This window comes from Nakamurella sp. (genome assembly GCF_044224575.1).
Taxonomy (GTDB): domain Bacteria; phylum Actinomycetota; class Actinomycetes; order Mycobacteriales; family Nakamurellaceae; genus Nakamurella.
The window spans coordinates 1-22,262 of the sequence record NZ_JBGAKE010000033.1 but is presented as its reverse complement, the minus strand read 5'-3'; the positions used below and the strand labels follow the sequence as shown (position 1 = coordinate 22,262).

Genomic DNA, 22,262 nt, shown 5'->3' with positions numbered 1-22,262 from the left:
ACCGGTCCGACACCGGCCCGCACCCCACCCGACGAGCCCGGCGGGAGCTCACGATGGGCAGGTTCGAACGATGTCGTCGGCGGGAGTCTTGGCGGCACTATCGCGAATCGCGGCGATCGCCGATGCCGAGGCCGGGTCGGACTCGATGGTGGCAAGAACCGGTTGCACCGAATTGACGAACGCCGCTCGATCGGTCTCGGTTGCCTGAGCCAATTGGTAGGGGAAATCGCACAGGTCGGTCACGGCCTTTTGTTCGGCGGCCCGCAGCGCGTCGATCTTGGCCGGGTTGGAATTCGCCACCGCCTGTCGCAGTACCTCCTGCTCGTCGGGTGTGAGCGTGCCGTACGACGCCGCGTTCATGACCAGCGTCTGCATTCTGGGCCAGAGGGTGAGGTTGGTGGTGATCGCGGTGGAATTCACGTCCCACACGAGTTCGGCCGCTCCGCCAAGGTCCTGTTCGCCCACGTCCAATCCCGAGGCAGGGAAGCTGGGCGGAATCGTCTTGGGTGCCGCGCCCATCGCCATGACCGCCTGGTCGGCAATCGGGGAGGGGTACACCCCGAAGGTCTTGCCGGCAATGTCCGAAAGAGTCAGCACCGGCTTGAATATGCCGAGGGGATGACGGAGCACCCCGGGCATCAGACCGATCCCGTGTACTCCGTACGGGGCCAGCCCGTCGAGCGCGGACGTGCCCAGTCCGCTCTCGAGGACTGCTTGTTCGACCCCGAAGCTCTCGATCAGAAAAGGCGCGACGAAGGGGTCGAAGCCGTTGTAACCCACAAGATGCCAGGCCCGGGCCGGGACCAGGAGCAAGTCGTACTTTCCCGACTGTACGTCCTGGATGTACTCCTCCTGGTAGTCGAGGTCGGCCCCGTGCAGGTCAGGCTGCAGCGAGATTTTCAGCGATCCGTGTGACAGTTGGTCGACCGCTTCGACGAACTCGTCAGCTTCACCGGGGCCCATGTCGTGTCCCGCCAGGCTGATGACCTTGGGTCCCGCGGATGCACTTCCTGCCGCCGAAGCCTCGACCGTCGTTGACGCCGCCTGAACGGGCACCGATGATGAGCCGGCAGGGCCGCTGGAGTTCGACCCGTCGAGAGTGGAGTTTCCACTCGTGCAACTGCCGAGCAGGCCGCCGACGATCGCGCAGGCGATCGCAACGAGGGCCGACCTTCTGACGCCGTCAGCCGCGGGCATCGGGTACGCCGTCCCCCGCCAGCACGGTATCGCTGCTCATCATCGTGCCTCCTTCGGGACGACTGCGAAGGCGCAGTCCGCAGCGGCGATCATCGACGCCGGCCGACGCAAGTCGTCCGCCTCCCGACGCCCGGACAGCCGTCGCTGCTCCCGCCGGCCGCTTCCTCTCGCGTTCCCGGGAGACTGCCGAAAATACGCCTAATGGATAAAGTGCGCAATATGGACGCTGATGAGGCTGGGGACGGTCACGATGACTTCCTTCATGCACTGACCGTCGCCGTGTCCCCGCGGCCTTCCGGTCGGCGCGGACGATGGTGCTGACCAGGACGGAAGGACCCCCGTGATCGATGAACGCGAAAACCACGTCTGCAGTTGGTGTCCGGCGGGGCTTATGCCTGGGTCCAGCCGGACGGCACGTGGTGGGTGAACAACGCCGGGGCCGTCGTCACCGACGCCGGCGTCCTGGTCATCGACACCTGCGCCACCGAGCGGCGGACCCGGGCGTTTCTGGCTGCCCTGGAACAGGTTTCGAACGATGCGCCGATCACGGTCGCGGTCAACACCCACCTGCATGGTGACCACACCCATGGCAACAGCCTGTTGCCGCCGGCCGCGGCGATCATCGGTCACGAGAACACCAGGGCCGGGATTCTCGCCGATCCCGTCATCGACGGGTGCCCGCCGTTCTGGGCACCGGTACCGGACTGGGGCAACGTCGTCCGGCGCACACCCACGCTGACCACGCTGACCACGTCGACATCGCTGACCGTGCACCTGGGGGATCGTCGGATCGAGGTCGAGCATCCCGGCCATCCCGCGCACGCCACCGGTGACCTCGTCGTGTGGCTGCCGGACGTCCGTGTGCTGTTCGTCGGCGACCTGCTGTTCCACCAGTTGACGCCCCTGGCATTCATGGGCTCCGTCGACGGCGCCCTTCGGCGCGGATAGCCGGCCGCGGGACCGCGGCGAACGACCCACGCGACTTCGGGATCGCGCCCGTCCAGGCGGCCGAGCATGCCTTGCGGCGAGCAGGTTTGACGTGACCCGGATCAGGCGGTCACCGGCATCGCCGGCGGGTCGGTCGTGCTGATCGGCGGCTTCGGGATAGCCGGCATGCCGGTCGAACTGGTCGACGCGCTGATCCGCACCGACGCAGGTGACCTCACGGTGGTGTCGAACAACGCCGGCAACGGCGACACCGGGCTGGCCGCGCTCCTGGCTGCCGGCCGAGTCCGGAAATAGCCTGCTCCTTTCCGAGGCAATCCGATTCCTGGGTGTTCGACCGGCTCTACCGGTCGGGTCAGGTAGCGCTGGAACCCGTCCCGCAAGGCAACCTGGCCGAACGGATGCGGGCCGCGGTCACCCCGGGCATCTACGTGGACAGGTTGGTCACGATATGAACGGGCCGCTGGACAAGCATCAGATGGCCGCGCTGGCGGCCCGCGACATCCCGCCGGGGGCCTACGTCAACCTGGGCATTGGCCAACCCACGACCGTCGCCGACCACCTGGTCGAGGACTGCGGAGTCGTGCTGCACACCGAAAGCGGAATGTTGAACATGGGTCGAGCAGCCATCGCTGACGAGATCGACCCCGACCTGATCAACGCCGGAAAGATCCCGGTGACGGAATTGCCGGAAGCGTCGTACTTTCACCAGGCCGATTCGTTCGCCATGATGCGCGACGGCCACCTCGACGTGTGCGTGCTCGGTGCGTTCCAGGTGTCGACCGGCGGTGACCTGGCGAACTGGTCCACCGGCGGCGCCGATGCCATCCCTGCCGGCGGCGGCGCGATGGACCTCGCGATCGGCGCCAAGCAGGTCTTCGTGATGATGACGCTTTTCGGCAAGGACGGCGCCGCGAAATTGGTCCGCCACTGCACCTATCCCCTCACCGCCGTCAGTTGTGTCGACCGGGTCTACACCGACCTCGCCGTATTCGACATCTGTCTTGGCGACGTCACCGTCCGCGAAACATTCGGCATCACCGTCGACGAACTCGAGCAGCGAGTCGGGCTGACGTTGTCAGGCAACCAGGCCGATCGCGGGGCACTGTGACCGGACGGTCGGCCGAACCGCCTCAGATCAGCGCCGGTGACGGTGACGTGTCTTGTTGACGCCCTAGCGAGACGATTGCGAAGAATAATGTCAGGCCACCTCCCACGGCAAAGTAGGCGCTGTGTCCGATTCCGAATATCACTGATGGGGTGACCACAGGGCGGTGGAATTGGAACCTGAGACCAGCCCGGCCCGCCCGAGCCGTCGACTCGGGGCCGGTTGCGGGGGCGGGCGACCTGTTGGACACGGTCCCGCCGGCCTGGACCCATACGTAGCAGGGACGGAGCGACGACTCCCTTGCGCGGTGCCGAAATCTGGGCAAAGGTGACAAATGACGCCGCGCTGAGTGGCGCCGGGCGAGGCCCGCCGGTCCCGCCCCCGGCTTCACAGGTGGGAGGCAACGGCAATGTTCATTCAAGTCATCCAGGGAAAGGTGGCCGACGCCGACGGCCTACGGGCGGCCATGGACAGCTGGCAGCGGGATCTGCAGCCCGGCGCCGAGGGCTGGCTGGGCACGACCGGTGGCATCACCGACGACGGCATGTTCGTCGCGACCGTGCGATTCGACTCCGCGGCGGCGGCTCGACGCAACAGCGAGCGCCCGGAACAGGGTGCCTGGTGGGCGCAGGCCGAGAGGTGCTTCGACGGGCCGGTGACCTTCTTCGACTGCCCGCAGGTGGACGTCTGGATGCAGGGTGGGTCCGACGAAGCCGGCTTCGTCCAGGTGATGGAGGGCCACACCTCCGACGCCGACCGGATGCGGGACCTCATGTCGCGGTACACCGACGAGATGCACCGGATGCGCCCGGAGATCATCGGCGCCACCATCGCTCTGCACGGAGACGGGGCGTTCGTCGAGACGGTGTACTTCACCTCCGAGGACGAGGCCCGGCAGCGGGAGACAATGGCGCCGCCGGCGGAGATGGCCCAGGCGATGCAGGACGGGCAGCTGATGGACAACCTGTCCTTCCTCGACCTGCACCAGCCGTGGTTGGTCTCGCCGGCCCGCTGAACGGGCGCGAAGACCTGCCGCTCTCATCTGGTCGCGACAGAGGACGGGCCGTGTGACGGGAGACTGTGACGCACGGTTCCGAAGGAGCTCGGCGGGCGACTCCGCCGGGCCACCCGACCCACCCAGGTCGGCGCGCCCAAGTCCGGACGTTCAGCCCGATCCTTGCGGTCTGCGATGGGTCACGTCGATGCGGGACCTTCGGCCCCTGTCCCCACCGGACGAGGGTGACAGAATGGTGAACGGGTGTCGGCGGGGTGAGCATGTCCGGTTTCGCCCCGTGATCGCCTCGGCCAACGCCGCGGCATCGCTGAAGAGAAGCGGCGTGAGTCGCTGGGCGCCTTGAGTTCTCGATCGCGCTGACCGCCGCGGGCTGGTCGTCGAGTCTGCGGGCGGAAAGGTGTGGTTCCGTGACCAGAACCAGTGCCGGATCGCTGGACGCCGGCGGATATCCCACTCCTGCGGTATCCCTGTCTCGCCTTTTCCGCGATCGGGTGACCGCGACGCCGCAGGTCGAGGCCTTCCGCTTTCCTACCCAGGCCGGGTGGGACTCGGTGACGTGGGCCGAGGTCGATGAGACGGTCACGACCATGGCTGCGGGCCTGCTGGCGCTCGGCGTTCGGGCGCAGGACCGCGTCGCGATCGCGAGCACCACCCGCATCGAGTGGGTGTTTGCCGACCTCGCGGTCCTGTGCGCCGGCGGCGCGACCACGACCGTCTACCCCGCGACAGGCGCCGATGGCGTCGCGTTCGTGCTGTCCGACAGCGGCTCTCGGATCGTGTTCGCCGAGGACGAACGACAGATCGACAAGCTCAGACAGCGGCGTGCGGAACTGCCGGGCCTGGACCGGATCGTCACCTTCGACGGTTCGGCGGACGGGGAGTGGGTCATCGGCCTGCAGGATCTGCTGGACCTGGGGACCAAGCACCTCGCCGAGCACCCGTTCGCCGTGGATGAGTCCGTGGCCGCCGTGCGGCCCGACGATCTGGCCACCCTGATCTACACCTCCGGGACCACGGGACAGCCCAAGGGGGTCGAACTGCCGCACCGGTGTTGGACCTACATCGCCGCCGGTGCGACGACGCTCGACCTGATGTCGGCGAGCGACCTGCAGTACCTGTGGCTGCCGTTGGCCCATGCCTTCGGCAAAATGCTGGTGGGAGTTCAGCTCCAGATCGGCTTTCGCACCGCCATCGACGGCCGGGTGGACAGGATCGTCGAGAACCTCACCGTGGTCCGGCCCACCTTCATGGCCGGACCGCCGCGGATTTTCGAGAAGGTTCGCGCGAAGGTCATGCAGGCGATCGAGCACGAGGGCCGCCTCCGGCGTGCCGTGTTCGCGTGGGCCTTCCGGGTCGGCGACCGGGCATCCGACGCCCGGCTGGCGCAGCGCCGCCCGAGCCCGTTGGTCCGGGCGCAGCTCCTGTTCGCCGACAGGCTCGTGCTCTCCCGTATCCGTCACCGATTCGGCGGCCGGATCCGATTCCTGCTCTCCGGCAGCGCCGCGTTGTCGGCCGACGTGGCCCGGTGGTTCAACGCCGCCGGGTTGCCGACCCTCGAAGGCTACGGGCTCACCGAGACCAGCGGCGGGACGTGTATCAGCCGTCTCGACGAGCGGCAGATCGGAGTCATCGGACCACCCCTGGCCGGCAGCGAGATCAGGGTGGCCGACGACGGCGAGATCTTCATCCGCGGCCCCGGGGTGATGGACGGCTACCACCACCGGCCGCAGATGACGGCCGAGGTGCTGGGCGACGACGGATGGTTCGCGACCGGCGACATCGGCGAGATCGACGACCGGGGCCGGCTCCGGATCACCGACCGGAAGAAGGACCTGGCCAAGACCACCGGTGGCAAGTACATCGCCCCCCAGGCCATCGAGGCGATGTTCAAGGCGATGTGCCCGATCGCCGGCGAGATGATCGTGCACGCGGAGGGCCGCAACTACGCGACCGCACTGATCACGCTCGACGCCGAGGCCCTCGCCCAGTGGTCAAGCGCGCACGGTCTGTCGGCTGACTACGTCGCGCTGGCCGCGGATCCCACCGTCCGGGCGTACGTCGGCTCGTGCATCGATGTGCTCAACAATCGCCTGAACCGCTGGGAGACGATCAAGGACTTCCGGATCCTTGACCACGACTTGACCGTCGGCGACGACGAGCTGACGCCGAGCATGAAGGTCCGGCGCACGGTCATCGAGTCGCGGTACAAGTCGGTTTTCGACTCCATGTACGACGCACAGTTCCACGGATGACCGACCGTGGCCGGACAACGATCGTGCGCAGGCGCCGATCGTGGCGGCACGAGCACGGGGTGCTGGCCCCTCGGCAGGGAAGCCTTGTCGTGACTGAGTCCGACCCCGCACCCGATGAAAGGCACCGGCGCACCGGCCTCCGCGCCGACCGTCTGTGGTGTCCACCGATCGGGCGAATCGGAGTCATCTGGTCGATCCGCCGTTCGGTGGGCACCGAAGTCCCCTGGCTCCAGCGACTCTGAGACGGCGGTCCGGGAAACACCCGGATCCGACGATCGAAAGGGTCTTGCCATGAGCAAACTTGTTGCCGCTGCTGCACTGACCGCGGGCGCATTCGGTGCTCTCGGCGGCACTGCCGAGGCCGCCGAGCCACCATCGGCGATCGGGGTGACCAAGGGGTTCGCGACCACGTACTCCAGCCCGTCCAATCAAACGGGCGCCGTGCACCACCTGCCGGCCAACACTCCGGTGACCACCATGTGCTTCCGCGAGGGGCAGGTGCTGAACGGAAACCCGTTGTGGTTCATCGTCAATGTGGACGGCCAGTCCGGATACATCCACCGCGACCTGATCGCGGTGCCGGAGGGCAGCGTGGGTCACTGCTGACCTGTGTGACGACAGCGCCGGCCGGTCGGCGACCCAGCCGCCCGGCCGGCACCGCGGTCTACTTGTGGCGATCAGTGGACCGGCTCGGTCGGCACCGAGCGCGAGGAGCGGACCACCTCGGCGAAGTGGTCGGCCAGCCGGCGCCGGCCGCTCGGCGGGGCGACAAAAGGATTGGTGAGCGCGCGAGCGGCGAAGTCGGTGACCTCGCTCAGCCGGGGGTGGATCGGCCGCAGCAGGGCCGAGCCGGCGAGGAGCGCGCTGCGCGGCAGATGCAGGATGCGGGGTGTCCGGCCCACCGCGCGGAACGCCAGTTCGACGATCTCCTGGCGGGTCAGGGTTTCCGGGCCGCCGACCGGGAGGGAGCAGTCTTCGGCGCGGCCGAGGACATCCAGGCAGGCATCGGCCACCTCGGAGGGATGGACGGGGTTGGTCGTCGCCCGCCCGTCGCCGGGAATCCAGGCCAGACCGCGGCGGGCCATCGCGAGGAACGGGTCGAAGATGGGGAACATGCCGGTCGGCCGGACGACGCCGTAGGACAGGTCCGATCCGGCCAGCCGGTCGACGACCTCCTCGTGGGCCCGGGCGTAGCCGGTGCCGGACCAGGCGGGCCGCACGAGCAGGGAGACGTAGACGAACCGCCGGACCCCCGCCGACCGGGCCGCCTCGATCAGGTTGAGGTTGGCCACGGTGTCCAGGTCGCGAAAACTGCGGCGGTCGCCGGTGCGGAAGGCCATCGGTGCGCCGAGACAGGAGATGACGGCGTCGACCCCGTCGAAGGCGCCGCGGAGGGTTCCCGGATCCGTGGCGTCGCCGAGCACCACGGAATCGGCGATGCCCCGGAGTGCCCTGGCGCGCGCCGGATCTCGGGAGAGGCTGACCACGGGCGTGCCGGTTCGGTGCAGCGCGGTCGCCACCGCGTGCCCGAGCATCCCGGTGGCCCCGGCGACCAGCACCGTGCCCGCACTCGGGCGGACGGTCGGACTCGGGTTCGGGGCGGTCTCGTTCATCGGTGCACTCCTTGGTCGATGCGGTGAAGGTTGCGAGGGTCGGTGCGGTGACAGTCGCCAGAGCCGGTGTGGTGTCGGTCGTGGTCGTGGTCGTGGTCGTGGTCGTGGGCGTCGGTGCGGGGCAGGGTGCGGGCGGCCCGGCCGAGGACGGCGCGGACGACGATCGGATGGAACGCGCGGACCAGCGCGAAATAGGCCCGGCCCCGGCGGTTGTGGAGCTGGACGATCGTGCTGAGGGTGACCCGGTCGAGCTCGGTGCGGACCGAGACCCGGAAGCTCAGGTGACGCTCGTCGGTACCCAGCAGGACCTCGTCGTCGGTGCGGGTGCGGGTGGCGAAGGTACTCGGCCGGCCCCGGTCGATCCCGACCAGCCCGACGGTCGCCTGACGGGCGGCGAGCAGGTGCCGCACCCAGCGCGGCGCCTGGTGAAAGAGAGCGTCGCTCCAGACTTGTGGGTCGCTCGGCGCACCGTCCGGACGCGTCACCGCGTAGGCGTCGGACCAGTCGACCCGCGGTAAGGCCCTGGCGAGCAGCCCGGTGGTGACCACCGGCACTGCGCGCACCCGGATGGATCCACCCACCGGCCGGAGCGGTGCGACGTGTTCGTTGCGCACCCCGATGGCCAGGAATCGGGAGAACAGGCGTTGCAGCGGTCGGACCCGGCTGAGCAGGCGCAGCGGCCGCGGCAGGTGGACCGGGCCGTCGGGATCGCCGGAACCGGCGATCATCTGACGTTGGACCCGCAGCTGAATCTGCTGGGTGAGGATCGCCGGCAGGGCTCGGCGGCGCTGCACGGCGGCCAGCTGGTGGTCGGTCACGGCTCCGTGGCGCAGACCCTCGGCCAGCAGATTGGCCGCCGCGACGGCGTCCTGGATGGCCAGGTTGATCCCGACCCCGGCGATCGGGGACATCGCGTGGGCGGCGTCACCGATGCACAACAGGCCGGGCCGGTGCCACCGGCGGAGCCGGTTCACCCGCACCTCGAGAAACCCGGTGTCGTCCCAGGTCTGCACGGCCGAGTCGATCCGATCGGCGGGGAACGGCAGCCATCGCCGCAGATCGGCGCGGAAGGCGTCGATTCCGGCGGATCGGAGCTTCCCGTAGCTGCCTTTCGGCATGGTGGCCGCGGCCTGCCAGTAGGACCCCCGGTCGATCAGCGGGTACAGCCGGCCGGGGCCGAGCCGGGCGAAAGAGCCGGCGGGATCGCCGATCTGCTTCGGGATGCGGAACCACAGCACGTCCAGCGGCACTCCGTACTCCTTGACCGCCAGGCCCGCGGCGGCCCGCACCGCGGAGTGCCGCCCGTCGCACGCGATCGTCAAGGCGGCGCGCAGTTCGTACACGCGGCCAGCGGTCTTGTACCGCACGCCGCGCACGACGTCCCGATCAACGATGAGGTGGGTGACCTCGGCCGGCCGGAGCAGGGTGAAGGTGGGGAATGTCGCGGCCTCCGCGGTCAGAAAGTCGAGGAAGTCCCACTGGGGAACCATCGTCAGGTACTGGAACGCTCCGGGCAGCCGGCTGAAGTCGCCGAGGGTGACGATGCCGTCGTCGGTCATCATCCCGAGCGTCCGGGTCGGCTGGTGGGGGAGCCGGTCGAAGCCGGGCATCAGTCCGAGCTCGTCGAGCACCGCAAGCGTCGAGGCGTGGATGGTGTCGCCGCGGAAGTCACGGTGGAAATCGGGGTACTTCTCCAGTACCACGACCGGGATGCCGGCCCGGGCCAGCAGCAGGCCGAGCATGGCCCCGGCCGGCCCGCAGCCGACGATGCAGACGGTGGTCTGGTCGGGCAGTTGATCGGTCGTCACGATGTGCGTTCCTTCGTCTCGTTGGTGACCGCGACGACGTCGTGGCCGAAGTCCCAGAGCAGCGTCAGCAGGCCCCGGATCGCGGACTGGTCCAGCTCTTCCAGGTCGAGCACGGTCTCGTCGCCGGCGCGCCGAGGACCGATCACGACGTCGTACCGGGCCTGGACGGCGGAGGTGGCCGCCGTGCTCAGCGGTCCGGCCACGGTGACGCGGAGGCGGGCGGTCACGGCCGGCGCCCGCGTCGCCACCGGAGGCCCGCGACGAGGCCGCCGATCAGCAGGGCGACGGGGGCGGCCCAGTTCACGGCACCGGCCCAGCCCGTCCCCGCCGTCAGGGTGGCGGCCCCGGCGGCTCCGACCGCGACCGCGGTGATCGCGGCCCAGGCGCGGGGTTCCCGCCACCACAGCCAGGAAAGGGTGGTGATCAACGTGAAGCCGGCGGCCACACCGAACAGGAACGCCGCGCCGATCGGCTGCGGTCCGGCGCCCGCCAGGGGCCCCGCGGCGAGGATGACGCCGGTGCCGACCCCGGCCAGCGTCGACCCGGCGATCAGCAGGCCGGCCGCCCGGGCGACGAAGGCCCAGATGACCAGTTCGACCCCGAGTGCGGCCGGCGCCGCCGCGCCGACCACCGGCATCGCCGTCCCGGCCAGGGCGAACCCGCCCGCGGTCGACAGCAGCAGCGCGAGGAACCCGTTCGTCGTCGGCACGGGTCGAGCAACGGTCTCCGTCATGGTGATCCTCCTGGGCCCTCGTCCGGTGAGGGCGACGAGGAGACTGTCCGGCTCAGGTGGGTGGTCGCACACCACACCGCATCCATGACCACCCGGGGTGGACGGCCGCCGGCCGGCGGGTCAGATCAGGCCGAGGTCGTGGCCGCGGTGCACGGCCTGGTCGCGGGTGACCACCCCGAGCTTGCGGTACAGGCTCTTGGTGTAGCCCTTGACGGTGTTGATCGACAGGTGCAGCTCGGCGCCGATCTCCCGGGCGGACAGCGGTCCGCGCAAGGCGCGCAGGATCGCCAGTTCACGGTCGGTAAGGTCCTCCACCAGGTCTCGACCGGCTCGGGCCCGGCGAACCGCGTCACGGCCGATTCGCGTGTCCAGGGCGGCCAGTTGCTCGACGACCGCGGGTTGGGCCGGTTCCGCGGCGCTCGCCTCGTGGGCCCGGTCGAGGGTGCGCCGCGCGCTCGCCTGGTCGCCGGTCGCCCATTGCGCGGTGGTCAGGCTGGTCAGTGCGCCCACCACCACGGACAGCTGGCCCCAATTCTCGGCCAGCCGCACGGCGGAGTCCAGAACGGCGATCGCCCGTCCGGGATCGCTCAGGGCGATCAGCCGCCCCTCGGCGAGCCGCAGCATGGCCAGGGCAGCGGCCGCCCCGTCGCCCCAGTCCTGCTCGGCCGCAGTCGCCGTCGCCCGCACGTCGACGAGAACATTCTGCGCTCGGGCGATCTCGCCGAGTTGGACGAGGGCGAGGGTGAGCAGGCCGGCCGCCTGGAGCACGAAGAACGGTGGCACCGTCCGCCGGGCGGGGACGTCCCAGGCCCGCTGCAGGACATCGGCGGACTCGGCGATCCGGCCGGCTCCGAGCAACTCGCCGCCCAGGCACGTCAGGGCGACGACGTGGCCCCACATGGTCGGGTCGGTCTCCAGCGCGACGGCCCGACGGGCGTGCAGCAGGGCGCCCTCGACATCACCGGTGGTGCCGTAGACCGCCCAGATGAAGTCCGCATAGGCCCGCACCGTGCGCCAGCCGGGAACCGGGTCCGGATCGGCCCCGATGTGCGGCTCGGCCGCCGCCAGCCACTGCGCGCTCCGGCCGGGTCGACCGGACAGCCCGGCAGCCAGGGCCAGGTGCAGGCACAGCAGCGGATCGCGCTCGACGCCCGGGAGGTGGGCGCTGAGCCGGAGCATCGTGCCCATCGCGCCGCGGTCCAGGAACCACCTGGCCCGGCCCCGCAACAGCGATAGCGCGCCGGACTCGTCGCCGGCCGCGACCCGGTGTTCGACGGCCTCCTCGACCTGACCCTGGGCCAGGAACCAGTCGGCCGCCCGATTCAGCAAATCCGGCGCCGAATCCGGCTCCGCGTCACCCAGCTCGCGCCGCAGGACGTCGCGGAACAACCGGTGGCAGCGGTACCACCCCCGATCCAGCGGGGTGACGAACAGGTCCGCCCGGGCCAGCGCGGCCAGGACCAGGGACGACCCGGATCGGCGCAGGACCGCGTCGCAGAGCGGGCCGGACAGCCGTTCCAGCACCGAGGTGCGGACCAGCAGATCGCGCTGCTCGGCGTCCAGCTCGGTCAACACCTCGGCCGAGAAGTAGTCGAGCAGGTGCCGCTCGCCGCCGCCGATGCGGGCGGCGGCCGCGCCCGGATCGGCCGCGCCGCGCAGGGTCAGCGCCGCCAACTGCAGCCCCGCCGGCCACCCCTCGGTGCGATCGGCCACCACCAGCGCGGTCGGCGCGCCGACATCGGCAACACCGGCGATGAGCGCGAGGCTCTCGTCGGTCGTGCACCGCAGGTCATCGATCCGGAGTTCGGTCATCACGCCGCGGGCCCGCATCCGGGCCAGCGGCAGGGCCGGGTCGGTCCGCGCGGCGATGACCAGGTGCAGAGCGGGCGGAAGGTACGCCAGCAGGTACTCGACGCTCTCGTGGATCGCCGGGTCCCGCAACAGGTGGAAGTCGTCGAGAACCACGACGTGCCGACCCGGGCTGTCCACGGCCGAGTTCAGCACCGCGTCGAGGGCGATGCCGACCGGGTCCAGACCCGGGGCCCGCAGCGCGGCCAGCGCCTCGCTGGTCAGCCGGGGGGCGATGCCGGCCAGGGCGGTGAGCAGGTAGGTCCAGAACCGGACGGGTTCGTCGTCGGCCTCGTCGATCGACAGCCACGCCACCCGGCCGGCCCGGGCCGGCCCGTGCGCCCAGGCGCTCAGCACCGTCGTCTTGCCCCAGCCCGCCGGCGCCACCACCACGGTCAACCGGTGGTCGACGCTGCCGTCCAGGTGCTCGAGCAGCCGCGGCCGAGGCACCGTGCCCGGACGGACCGCGGGCACGATCAGCTTGGCCGACAGCAGTGGTCGGGCGACCGGAGTGCCCACGCCGGAACGCTATCGCGATCGCTGCGGCCCCGGCACGGCATCATCGGGGACGATGGTCCGGTCCGAAGGGCGAAAGGGACCTGACTGTGAGCGACGAAACCGAACCGAGCCTGCAGGTGCTGGCCGACGGCGCCTACGCCTGGATCCAGCCGGACGGCTCCTGGTGGGTGAACAACGCCGGAGCCGTCGTCACCGACGCCGGCATCGTGGTCGTCGACACCAGCGCCACCGAGCGGCGAACCCGGGCCTTCCTGGCCGCGTTGACCGAGATCGCGGGTGGTGCGCCGATCACCGTCGCGGTGAATACCCACCTGCACGGGGACCACACCCACGGCAACTGCCTGCTGCCGGCCGGCACGGTCATCATCGGGCATCCAAATACCCGGGCCGGGATCCTCGCCGATTCGATCATCGACGGCTGCCCGCCGGTCTGGCAGCCGGTGCCCGACTGGGGCAACGTCGTCCGGCGCCCGCCGACGCTCACCACTACGTCATCGGTGACCGTGCACCTGGGGGATCGGCGGGTCGAGGTGGAGCATCCCGGCCACCCGGCGCACTCCACCGGCGACCTCGTCGTGTGGCTGCCGGACGTCCGCGTGCTGTTCGCCGGCGATCTGCTGTTCCACCAGGGGACGCCCATGACACTCATGGGCTCGGTCGAGGGAGCCCGCCGCGCGCTGGACTGGATCGCGACGTTCGAACCCGATCACGTCGTACCCGGGCACGGACCACTCATCACCGGTTCCGAGTTGTCCAGCGTGCTCGACACCCACCGGCGGTACTACGATCTCGTCCTCGACACGGCTCGCCGCGGGCGACGCGACGGACTCTCGCCGCTCGATGCCGCTCGCCGCTGCGAGCTCGGTTCCTTCGCCGATCTGGCCGATGCGGAGCGGATCGTGCTCAACCTGCACCGGGCCTACGCCGACGACCTCGGCATCGAGCTGGACCTGATGGGAGCCATGGCCGATGCGGTCACGTGGAACGGCGGCCCCATGCGGACGGCGGTCTGACGGGTTGGCGCCCCGTACGTACAGGTGCGGCCCTTCCGCGGCCCGCGTCTCGGGTCTCGCGTCTCGGGTCTCGGGTCCCGGGGCCCGGGTCCCACCCAGGTTGCGCCGACTCGCCCCATCCGCATGTTCCCGGGCCCGAGGAAGCCGCGGATGAGGCGAGTCGATGCGCCGGCCAAGTTCGCCGGTGGCCTCCGGTGGCCGGCCGGCCTTACCCTGTCGCGAACGGCGCCCGGTCCTGCGCGCACCGGGTCCCGTCGGCCGGCACGGTGCCGTTCAGCAGGTAGTCCGAGATGTGCTGCTGGGCACAGGCGCTCGGATTGAGCAGCTCGGTGTGGCCGAACCCGTCGACGGTGAGCAGGTGCCCGTCGGCCAGCGCGTCGGCCATCGCCTGGGAGCTGGTGTACGGGGTGGCTGGGTCGAAAGTGTTGCCCACCACCAGCACCGGGACCGGGGTGGGGTTGTTCCACGGCCCTACGTACGCCTCGCTCGCCCGCGCGGACCAGTCGACGCAGTACGCGACCCACGGCCAGTACGACGGCTGGCTCCGGTCGACGCTGACCCGGGCGGCGGCGTCGTACTCCGCCCCGGTGGCCGGGTTGGGGCTCTCGCCGCACACGACGGCGAGCTGCCGTCCGGCGCTGGTGACGTAGGTCGAGTCGGCCGGGCCGGTAGTGCTCGCCCCGGCCGATGCTCCGGTCGACGGGGCGGCCGCCGCGGGGGAGGACGCGGAGGAGGACGCGGCCGGGGTGCCGCTGGCCGCGGCCCCCGCCGGTTGCTGCGCCGCCGCCCAGATCTGTTGCACCTGCTCGGCGACGGCCGGCCAGCCGGGGAACCGGCCGAAGCCGGGTAGCGGCGTCGTCACATAGATCGAGCCCTGCACCAGGCTGAGCAGGACCCGGTCGTCGATCGGCTGCCCGTCGACCACCGCCGGGGTGGCCTTCAGCTGGGTAAGCAGCGCGGTCCATTTGGCCAGGGTCGCCTCCGGCGATCCGGCGGAGAAGGCGCAGGCGGTGGCGTCCACCGCGCCGCACTGGCGCATGAACTCGTCCGTCGTTTCCTTGGTCCCCAGGTCGGAGCCGACCCGCAGGAACGTGCTCAGCGACGGGTCGGTGCCCGCGCCACCGCCCCAGGCGATGGGTGACACCGCGCCGTCCAGCACCGCCGCGCGGACCCGGTCGGGAAACATGTTGACGTAGGTGGCACCCAGGAACGTGCCGTACGAGGTGCCGTAGTAGCTCAGGGTGTCCTCGCCGACGGCCTGCCGCAGCAGGTCCAGGTCCCGGGCGTTGTCCGCGGTCGACACGTGGGCCAGCAGGTCACCGGCTTGCTCTCCGCATTGCCGGTTCAGCGCGGAGTGGGCGGCGTCGAACGCAGCGAACTCGTCGTCGGTGCGGGGGATCGTGCCGTAGGCCGGGTCCTCCAGGAAAGCCTGCTCGGCCGCCTGGTCGGCGAAGCACTGCACGACCGGGGTGGTCCGGCCGCCCATCCCGCGCGGGTCCCAGCTGACGATGTCGAACCGCTGCCGCACTTCCTCCGGGAACCCGTTGATCGACGCGGGCAGGTACTGGGTGCCGGCGTCGCTGGGTCCGCCGGGGTTCCAGAACAGCGTGCCCACCTTGGTTCCCGGGTCGGTAGCCGGGTGCTTGATGACGGCGAGGTCGAACCGGCCGGCGGCCGGGTCGGCGTAGTCCATCGGCACGGTCGCGGTCGCGCAGTCGAAACCCGCGGTGCTCGCGGCGCCGTCGACCGCGGCCGGGCAGGCGGTCCAGTCCAGGACGGGTACCGCGGGAGCCGCCCCGGAGGGCCGGACCGACGGCGCCCCGGCCGACGAGGCTGGCGAGGCCGACGAGACCGCCGCGGTGCCGGCGGACGTGCGTGCGTCACCGGAGGAGTCACCGCCGCCGGCTGTGCACGCGCCGAGCATCAGGAGCGCGCCGGCCAGGGCCACCCGGCCGGCCCGGGACCACCCTCGTATCGGCAACACCAAGGTCCCCGGCGACCGGAACGACCCGGCCGCGTCCGGCCTCATCACTGCGCGAACGGCGCGCGGTCCTGCTGGCAGACCGTCCCCGCCGGTGGGAGCGTGCCGTCGATGAGGTAGGCGGCCTCGTACTGCGATCCGCAGCTGCTCGGGTTGAGCAGCATCGTGTGGCCGTAGCCCTCGACGGTCAGCACGCTGGTCCGCGGCAGCAGCGTGGACATGCTCTGGGTGTTGCTGAACGGCGTCGACGGGTCGTGCGTGTTGCCGATCAGCAGCACGGTGATGCCCGGATCGGCGGTCCAGGGTCCCAGGTAAGGCTGCGCGGAGCGGGTCGGCCAGTCGACGCACATCGCCTCGCCCCAGATGATGCCGGTCGAGCTGGGCCCGTACTGGGCCAGCGCCTCGTCACCGATGGCCGGCCAGGCCGACTGCGGGGGCACCGCCGCGTCGCCGCACATCACCGCCCATGGTTGCTCCGGCCCGGCGTAGGTCTGCACCGCCGGCGGCTCCGACGACGGTGCACCCGACGCGGCAGCGGATGACGCATCCGGGGAGGCGGCCGACGACGCCCCCGACGACGACGCCCCCGATGACGCCGCGGCCGGCGCGGTCTGCGCCTCGTACACGGCCTGCAGCACCTTCGCGGTGCCGCTCCAGCCCTGCCCACCGAAGGCCGGCTGCACGATGTCCATCGCGTTGCCCATGTCGTTGGCCAGATCCTGGCCGTCGATGGTCCGTCCGGACGGCATCGTGACCGGCTGCGCGTTCAGCTGGGCCAGCATCTGGTCGTACTTGGCCTTGGTGGCCTCCGGGGAGCCGGCCGAGAAGGCACACGCCGACGGGTCCGCCTGCCCGCACAGCGTGAAGAAGGCGTCCAGATCGTCGGCGATGCCGCGGTCCGAGCCGATGCGGTGGCTGATGCTGTGCGTCGCCGGCTGGTTGCTGTTGGTCCAGTTGTTCGGATCGAGGTTGCCGTCGAGCACCATCGCCCGGATGTTGTCGGGGAACAGGTTCGTGTAGGTGGCGCCGAGGAATGTGCCGTACGAGACGCCCAGGTAGTTCAGCTTCTCCTCGCCCAGCGCCTTGCGCAGTTCCTCCAGGTCGCGGGCGGTGTCGGCGGTCGACACGTGGGCCAGCAGCTCGCCGTTGCGGGCCGCGCAGGCCTGGCCGATCGCGGCCATCTGCGGGAACCACGCCTGCTTCTGGGCGTCGTCGGTGGGGTAGCCGCTGACCGGCCCGACCGCCGCACCCATCTCGTCGGGGGTGTCCCAGCACTGCACGGCGGTGCTCTGGCCGATGCCGCGGGGATCCCAGCTGACGATGTCGAACCGGTCCCGCACCTGCTTCGGGAACCCGTCGATCCACTGCGGGAATGACGTCGTGGCGGTGCCACCGGGCCCACCCGGGTTGAACATCAGCGCGCCGATCTTCTGGGCCTGATTGCCCGCGGGATGCTTGACGACAGCCAGCGAGATCGTCTCGCCGGTCGGGTCCTGCCAATCCAGCGGCACCGTCGCGGTCGCGCAGTCGAACCCGGTCAGGTCGACGGCCGGGTTGTCGCTGGGGGCGCACGCGGCGAAGGTCAGGGCTGCACCCTCGACGTACCCGGCCGATCCGGACGCCGGGGGCGAGGCCGAGCCCGAGCCGGCCGCCGAGGATGCGGCGGGCGTGCTCGCGGGGGAGGATGAACCGGACGTAGTAGACGAACCGGTCGACGACGTGCAGGCCGTGACGGTGGCAAGCGTGAGCAGGCACGCTCCGATGGCGAGTCGGCGAGACATGTGCCCACGGTGCGGGCCGGGCCCGGTCGGGCACCAGCGTGCTGCCCGCCCTTGCGGGGTGGCCGGCCGCACCGTTGGCGCGGGTTGACCTCGCGGGAAATCCGCACGTCCGGACCGGTCCGGTACATTGCGCGGGTGGCGCTGCGGGTGGTGCTGGCCGACGACAGCTTCCTCGTCCGCGAGGGCGTCACCAAGCTGCTGGCCGATTCCGCGGTCACCGTGCTCGAAGGGGTCGGGGACGCCCCGGCGCTGCTGGCCGCGGTGCGTCGCCATCAACCGGACGCGGTGCTGACCGACGTCCGGATGCCGCCCACGTTCACCACCGAGGGGATCGACGCGGCCCGCCGCATCCGCGCCGACCACCCGACCATCGGCGTCGTCGTGCTCTCCTCGTTCATCGAGGCGCAGTGGTGCCTGCAACTGGTGGCGGACGGTGCGGCCGGCCTTGGCTACCTGCTCAAGGACCGGGTGTACGACACCGACGAGCTGGTGCATGCGTTGCGCACCGTGGCCCGGGGTGGTTCGGCCATGGACCCGGTGGTCATCGAGGGGCTGCTCCGCCGGACGACCGACTCGAGGGTGGCCGACCTGACCGACCGCGAACAACGGGTGCTGGCCGAGATGGCAACGGGTCGCAGCAACGGGTCGATCGCCCGGTCCCTGCACCTGAGCGAACGGTCGGTGGAAAAGCACATCGGCGGCGTCTTCGCCAAGCTCGGGCTGACCGACGAAGGGGAGACGAACCGGCGGGTCGCGGCCGTGCTGGCCTACCTGCGGGTCGCGCCGGCCGGTTCCGACGGGCCGCCGCGCGGGCACCGGCCCGGATGACCATCCGATCGGTCGGCGCCCAGGCCGCGACGCTGCTGATCGTGCTGACCGCGGTGACGGGAACGTATCTGGTGATGCTGCTGGGCACCGGGTCGAGCGCTGACCACCCGCCGTCCACCGTGTCCCTGGTGCTGGCCACGGTCGTCGTCGCGCTCGTCCTGCAGCCGCTGTACCGGCGCACCCGCCGGTGGTGCCGGTGGCGGCTCGGCGTGCCCGACCCGCCGGTCGACCTGGTCCGCCAGCTGCCGCGGAGCCTGGCCGCGCAGGTGCCGGCCGAGCAGCTACCGTCGCACATGGTGCGCCTGCTGGCGCAGGGTCTGCGGGCCCGCCGGGCCGAACTGTGGTTGCAGGTGGACGGGCGGCTGCAGCCGGCCGCCGCCTGGCCGTCGGAGGATCGGCCCGAACCGCCCACCGGGGAACCCGCCGAGGTGCACCCGATCCGCCACGCCGGCCGGGAGGTCGGCCGGTTGGTGCTCGTCGACCCGACCGCCGAGCGCCGGTCGACCGTCGAGCGTCGGTTGCTGGCCACCTATGCCGACCAGGCCGGCGAGGTGCTGGTGATGCTGGCCCGGCAGGAGAGTCTGCGCCACCGGGAGGTCGAGCTGGCCCGGCAGGCCGAGACGCTGCGGGCGGCCCGGGCCGCCCAGCTGGTCGCCGAGCGGGACGAGCGGCGACGCCTCGAACGCGACCTGCACGACGGGGCGCAGCAGCAGCTGATCGCGCTCGGCCTGGCGGTCCGCCTGGCCGCCCGCAGCGCGGAACGGGCCGGCGACCGGTCGGCCGACCAGGTGCGAGCGGCCCTGTCCGACGCCGCCGGGCTGGCCCGCCGCACCGGTACCGACCTCGGCCGGATCTCGCTCTCGCTCTACCCGGCGGCGCTCGGCCCGTCCGCGGATCCCGCCGACCCGGCGGCCGGTGACCTGACCGCCGCGCTGCGGGACGCCGCCGCCCGCCTGCCGATCCCGACCACCGTCACCGCGGATCCGCCGGGCGCCGGGGCACGGGCCGACCTGCCGCGCCGCATCGCTGTGTACTTCGTGGTGCTGGAGGCGATCCAGAACGCCGCCAAACACGCGGCGGCGGGCCGGATCGACGTGCGGCTCACGCTCGCCGGCGACCGGTTGCGGGTGACCGTCACCGACGACGGCGCCGGGTTCGACGTGGCCGCGGCGGCACCCGGCGCCGGCCTGCGCCACGCGCGTCACCGGCTCGACGACGTCGGGGGAGAGCTGGGCATCGCGTCGATGCCCGGCGCCGGCACTGTGCTGACCGCCACCGTTCCCGCGCGGAGCGGCCCGGATCCGGCCGATCCCGGACCTGACCGATCCGACGTGCCGCCCCCGGTGCGATGACCGGGCGACCGGGTTCGCCGGACCTGTCGGACCCGCCCGGGCCGCGACCGGCGAGCCGGCGAACGGTGCGGTGGGCGATCGGGATCACCGTGCTGGCCGCTGTTGTCGACACCGTGTGCATGGGCCTGCGGGGGCGGCTGTTCACCTCGTTCGGCTTCATCGATCACGGCTGGCCGATCATCACGCTGACCGGGGTGGTGTCGGCCGTGATGGGCGGGCTGATCGTGGCCCGGGATCGCCGGCAACCCATCGGCTGGCTGCTGCTGATCCCGGGCGTCACCACCACGCTGGCGTTGGCGCTCGATGCCTACTGCGGCTGGGTGCTGCTGGACGGCGGGCCGGGTTCGACCACCGCCGCCCTGATCTGCGGCTGGCTGGCCTCGTTCCTCGGCGCGCAGATCCCGTTCGCGGCCAACGCGATCATCCTGCTGCTGGCGCCCCGCGGCCGGCTGCTCGGCCGGGGCTGGTCGGCCGCCGTCGCCGCCGCCGTGATCGGCTGCGTGTGCTGGTCGCTGCCGCCGCTGCTGGAGGCGGCGACGTACGCGCAGGTCGATCCGCAGCCCGGCCCGCTGTCCCAGATCCTCTTCGTGGCCGGCCTGGTGCTGATCGACGCCGCGGTGGTGGCAGGCGTGGTCTCGCTGTTCGTGCGGCGCCGGCGGTCGCACGGGGTGGCCCGGGTACAGATCCAGTGGTTCATCGTGGCCGCGGTGCCGTTCGCCGCCGCGATCCTGTGGTTGGTCGGCTCCCGGTACCTGCTGGATCTGCCCCGCGGCGAGGCCACCCATCTGCCGCTGTTCCTGGCCGAGCTGGCGTTCCCGCTGGCCATCACCGTGGCCGTGCTGCGGTACCGGCTCTACGACATCACCCTGGTGCTCAACCGGGCGTGGCTGCTGCTCGGCGCCACCGTCGTGGTGGGCGTGGCCTACGTCGTCGTCGTCGGCGTGGTCGGTGGCTCGGCGGACGGGTTCTGGCCCGTGCTGCTGGCCAGCGCCGTCGCCGCGTGCCTGTTCCAACCGCTGCGTGCGCACGTGGTCCGGCTGGCCGACCGGCTCGCCTACGGCGTCCGGCTGGAGCCCTACGAGGCGCTGGCCGAGCTGAGCCGGCGGCTCGCCGACAGCCCCGGTTCGGACGCGACCCTGGCCGAGATCGCCGACGCCTGCCAGCGTTCCACCGGCGCGCAGACCGTCGTCATCGAGCTGCACGACGAGGCCGGCGTCCCGGTGGCCGTCGGGGTGGCCGGCGCCGATCCCGGTCCCGCCGACCCGATGGTGACCACCCCGATCACCGACGGGCGCGACCGGTTCGGCGTGATCCGGATCCGGCCGGCGCCGGACCGTCCACTGGGCCGGCGGGACCGGCTCGTGGTGAACGGGTTGACCGAGCACGCCGCCCTGGTCTTCCGCAACCTGCGGCTGGAGGCCGGCCTGCGGGCCAAGATCGACGAGCTCGCGATGGTGGCCGACCAGATCGACCGGTCGCGGGCCCGGCTGACCCGGGTCCGGGACGACGAACTGGCCCGGCTCGAACGGACCCTGCGCATGACCATGTCCCCCGACCTGGACCGGCTCGGCCGCCGGCTGGCCGTTCTCGCCGCCGATCCGCCGACCGGTGACAGCCCGGCCTGGGCGGAACTGCTGGACGAGGTCGGGCGGTGCCTGACCGCGTTGCGCGACCTGTCGCACGGGGTCCATTCGGACGTGTTGGAGTCGATCGGCCTCGGGGCGGCCGTGGCGGCCCGGCTGGCCCATGCGGGCAGCCGGGCGCCGTTGACCGTGGCCGATGAGATCACCACGCGGCCCCCCGATCCGGTCGTCGCGATCACCGTCGAACGGGCGGTGGTGACGGCGGTGACCGTCGCCCCACGGATCGGCGCCGTCGACCTGACCGTGGTCGGGGCCGACCTGATCCTGCGATTCGATCTCGGCGCTCATCGACCCGTGCCGGTCGAGTTGGCGGACGTCGTGGCCGGCGGTGGCGGGACCGTGACCGCGGATCACACGCGCTGGGTGGCCCGTTTCCCGCTCGCGCCGGGGTGGGCGCCCGCCCACGATTCGCCGTACCCGGGCGCGGAACCGGTCCACCCACCCGGGGTGGTGCTCGGCGTCGGGTGAGCGTCGTCGGCCCGCCGGACACGGACGAACCGGAAATTTCACTCCATCGCGTGGCGACGCGTCCCGGCCCTCGGTGGGACCCTCGGGTGCGCGTCCGTGCGGGGGCCTTGGTGGCGCATCGATCCGGTGTGACGTCAAGGGGGACGGATGCTCGAACG

General features: G+C 71.5%; 17 protein-coding genes and 2 pseudogenes. 10 read left to right on the top strand and 9 right to left on the bottom strand.

From position 1 onward, the window contains the following. Positions 1 to 48: 48 nt before the first annotated feature. On the bottom strand, positions 49 to 1,197 hold the full coding sequence (locus tag ACILSK_RS23920; protein WP_395729697.1) for a TRAP transporter substrate-binding protein: 1,149 nt from the start codon (positions 1,195 to 1,197) through the stop codon (positions 49 to 51). Positions 1,198 to 1,572: 375 nt separating this feature from the next. Between ACILSK_RS23920 and ACILSK_RS23915 the strand changes: the two genes are divergently transcribed. From ACILSK_RS23915 to ACILSK_RS23890, 6 genes and pseudogenes are all read left to right on the top strand, one after another. Next, positions 1,573 to 2,145, top strand: a complete 573-nt coding sequence (locus tag ACILSK_RS23915; protein WP_395729696.1) for an MBL fold metallo-hydrolase — start codon at positions 1,573 to 1,575, stop codon at positions 2,143 to 2,145. A gap of 117 nt (positions 2,146 to 2,262) precedes the next feature. Then, positions 2,263 to 2,555 (top strand): annotated as a pseudogene (locus tag ACILSK_RS23910) (3-oxoacid CoA-transferase subunit A); the annotation flags it as partial. A 65-nt stretch (positions 2,556 to 2,620) separates the two neighbouring features. Beyond that, positions 2,621 to 3,253 (top strand): 3-oxoacid CoA-transferase subunit B, encoded by a 633-nt coding sequence (locus ACILSK_RS23905; RefSeq protein WP_395729695.1) that lies wholly within the window; start codon positions 2,621 to 2,623, stop codon positions 3,251 to 3,253. 406 nt (positions 3,254 to 3,659) lie between these two features. Continuing rightward, positions 3,660 to 4,265, top strand: coding sequence for a hypothetical protein (locus tag ACILSK_RS23900; protein ID WP_395729694.1), 606 nt, complete (start codon positions 3,660 to 3,662; stop codon positions 4,263 to 4,265). Positions 4,266 to 4,672: 407 nt separating this feature from the next. Continuing rightward, entirely contained in the window at positions 4,673 to 6,517 is a 1,845-nt protein-coding gene (locus ACILSK_RS23895; RefSeq protein ID WP_395729693.1) for an AMP-dependent synthetase/ligase, read from the top strand. Between the two features lie 291 nt (positions 6,518 to 6,808). Beyond that, positions 6,809 to 7,123 (top strand): hypothetical protein, encoded by a 315-nt coding sequence (locus ACILSK_RS23890; protein WP_395729692.1) that lies wholly within the window; start codon positions 6,809 to 6,811, stop codon positions 7,121 to 7,123. 71 nt (positions 7,124 to 7,194) lie between these two features. Here the strand turns inward: ACILSK_RS23890 and ACILSK_RS23885 are convergent, their stop codons facing one another. From ACILSK_RS23885 to ACILSK_RS23860, 6 genes and pseudogenes are all read right to left on the bottom strand, one after another. Then, entirely contained in the window at positions 7,195 to 8,130 is a 936-nt protein-coding gene (locus ACILSK_RS23885) for an SDR family oxidoreductase (protein ID WP_395729691.1), read from the bottom strand. Then, entirely contained in the window at positions 8,127 to 8,678 is a 552-nt protein-coding gene (locus tag ACILSK_RS23880; RefSeq protein WP_395729717.1) for a DUF2867 domain-containing protein, read from the bottom strand. Before ACILSK_RS23880 ends, ACILSK_RS23885 begins: the two co-directional genes overlap by 4 nt. A gap of 48 nt (positions 8,679 to 8,726) precedes the next feature. Beyond that, positions 8,727 to 9,923 (bottom strand): annotated as a pseudogene (locus ACILSK_RS23875) (FAD-dependent oxidoreductase); the annotation flags it as partial. An 11-nt stretch (positions 9,924 to 9,934) separates the two neighbouring features. Further along, the gene (locus ACILSK_RS23870; RefSeq protein ID WP_395729690.1) at positions 9,935 to 10,165 is read right to left on the bottom strand and encodes a hypothetical protein; all 231 of its coding nucleotides are present in this window, start codon (positions 10,163 to 10,165) and stop codon (positions 9,935 to 9,937) included. Continuing rightward, the gene (locus ACILSK_RS23865; protein WP_395729689.1) at positions 10,162 to 10,671 is read right to left on the bottom strand and encodes a hypothetical protein; all 510 of its coding nucleotides are present in this window, start codon (positions 10,669 to 10,671) and stop codon (positions 10,162 to 10,164) included. Before ACILSK_RS23865 ends, ACILSK_RS23870 begins: the two co-directional genes overlap by 4 nt. A gap of 120 nt (positions 10,672 to 10,791) precedes the next feature. Next, positions 10,792 to 13,038: a LuxR C-terminal-related transcriptional regulator gene (locus tag ACILSK_RS23860; RefSeq protein WP_395729688.1), complete on the bottom strand. Its 2,247-nt coding sequence runs from the start codon at positions 13,036 to 13,038 to the stop codon at positions 10,792 to 10,794. Positions 13,039 to 13,124: 86 nt separating this feature from the next. On the opposite strand from ACILSK_RS23860, the gene ACILSK_RS23855 reads away from it, so the two are divergent. After that, the gene (locus tag ACILSK_RS23855) at positions 13,125 to 14,051 is read left to right on the top strand and encodes an MBL fold metallo-hydrolase (RefSeq protein WP_395729687.1); all 927 of its coding nucleotides are present in this window, start codon (positions 13,125 to 13,127) and stop codon (positions 14,049 to 14,051) included. A gap of 208 nt (positions 14,052 to 14,259) precedes the next feature. Here ACILSK_RS23855 and ACILSK_RS23850 read toward each other — a convergent pair whose 3' ends face one another. Both ACILSK_RS23850 and ACILSK_RS23845 read right to left on the bottom strand, forming a co-directional pair. Then, a complete protein-coding gene (locus ACILSK_RS23850) occupies positions 14,260 to 16,035 on the bottom strand; it encodes an alpha/beta hydrolase (protein WP_395729686.1) in 1,776 nt (591 codons plus the stop codon). A 44-nt stretch (positions 16,036 to 16,079) separates the two neighbouring features. After that, positions 16,080 to 17,813: an alpha/beta hydrolase gene (locus ACILSK_RS23845; protein WP_395729685.1), complete on the bottom strand. Its 1,734-nt coding sequence runs from the start codon at positions 17,811 to 17,813 to the stop codon at positions 16,080 to 16,082. Between the two features lie 135 nt (positions 17,814 to 17,948). Between ACILSK_RS23845 and ACILSK_RS23840 the strand changes: the two genes are divergently transcribed. The 3 genes from ACILSK_RS23840 to ACILSK_RS23830 all read left to right on the top strand — a co-directional run bounded on the left by ACILSK_RS23840 (position 17,949) and on the right by ACILSK_RS23830 (position 22,104). Then, positions 17,949 to 18,641 (top strand): response regulator, encoded by a 693-nt coding sequence (locus ACILSK_RS23840; RefSeq protein WP_395729684.1) that lies wholly within the window; start codon positions 17,949 to 17,951, stop codon positions 18,639 to 18,641. Continuing rightward, positions 18,638 to 19,993 carry a sensor histidine kinase gene (locus ACILSK_RS23835; RefSeq protein ID WP_395729683.1) on the top strand — a complete coding sequence of 452 codons (1,356 nt, stop codon included), beginning with the start codon at positions 18,638 to 18,640 and terminating at the stop codon, positions 19,991 to 19,993. The genes ACILSK_RS23840 and ACILSK_RS23835 overlap by 4 nt, the downstream gene beginning before the upstream one ends. A 65-nt stretch (positions 19,994 to 20,058) precedes the next feature. After that, positions 20,059 to 22,104: a hypothetical protein gene (locus tag ACILSK_RS23830; RefSeq protein ID WP_395729682.1), complete on the top strand. Its 2,046-nt coding sequence runs from the start codon at positions 20,059 to 20,061 to the stop codon at positions 22,102 to 22,104. Positions 22,105 to 22,262: the final 158 nt, after the last annotated feature.

Coding starts and splice junctions, on each gene's coding strand:
- ACILSK_RS23920 (WP_395729697.1), bottom strand. CDS start 1,197: ATGCCCGCGGCTGACGGCGTCAGAAGGTCGGCCCTCGTTGCGATCGCC.
- ACILSK_RS23905 (WP_395729695.1), top strand. CDS start 2,621: ATGGCCGCGCTGGCGGCCCGCGACATCCCGCCGGGGGCCTACGTCAAC.
- ACILSK_RS23900 (WP_395729694.1), top strand. CDS start 3,660: ATGTTCATTCAAGTCATCCAGGGAAAGGTGGCCGACGCCGACGGCCTA.
- ACILSK_RS23890 (WP_395729692.1), top strand. CDS start 6,809: ATGAGCAAACTTGTTGCCGCTGCTGCACTGACCGCGGGCGCATTCGGT.
- ACILSK_RS23885 (WP_395729691.1), bottom strand. CDS start 8,130: ATGAACGAGACCGCCCCGAACCCGAGTCCGACCGTCCGCCCGAGTGCG.
- ACILSK_RS23865 (WP_395729689.1), bottom strand. CDS start 10,671: ATGACGGAGACCGTTGCTCGACCCGTGCCGACGACGAACGGGTTCCTC.
- ACILSK_RS23845 (WP_395729685.1), bottom strand. CDS start 17,813: ATGTCTCGCCGACTCGCCATCGGAGCGTGCCTGCTCACGCTTGCCACC.
- ACILSK_RS23835 (WP_395729683.1), top strand. CDS start 18,638: ATGACCATCCGATCGGTCGGCGCCCAGGCCGCGACGCTGCTGATCGTG.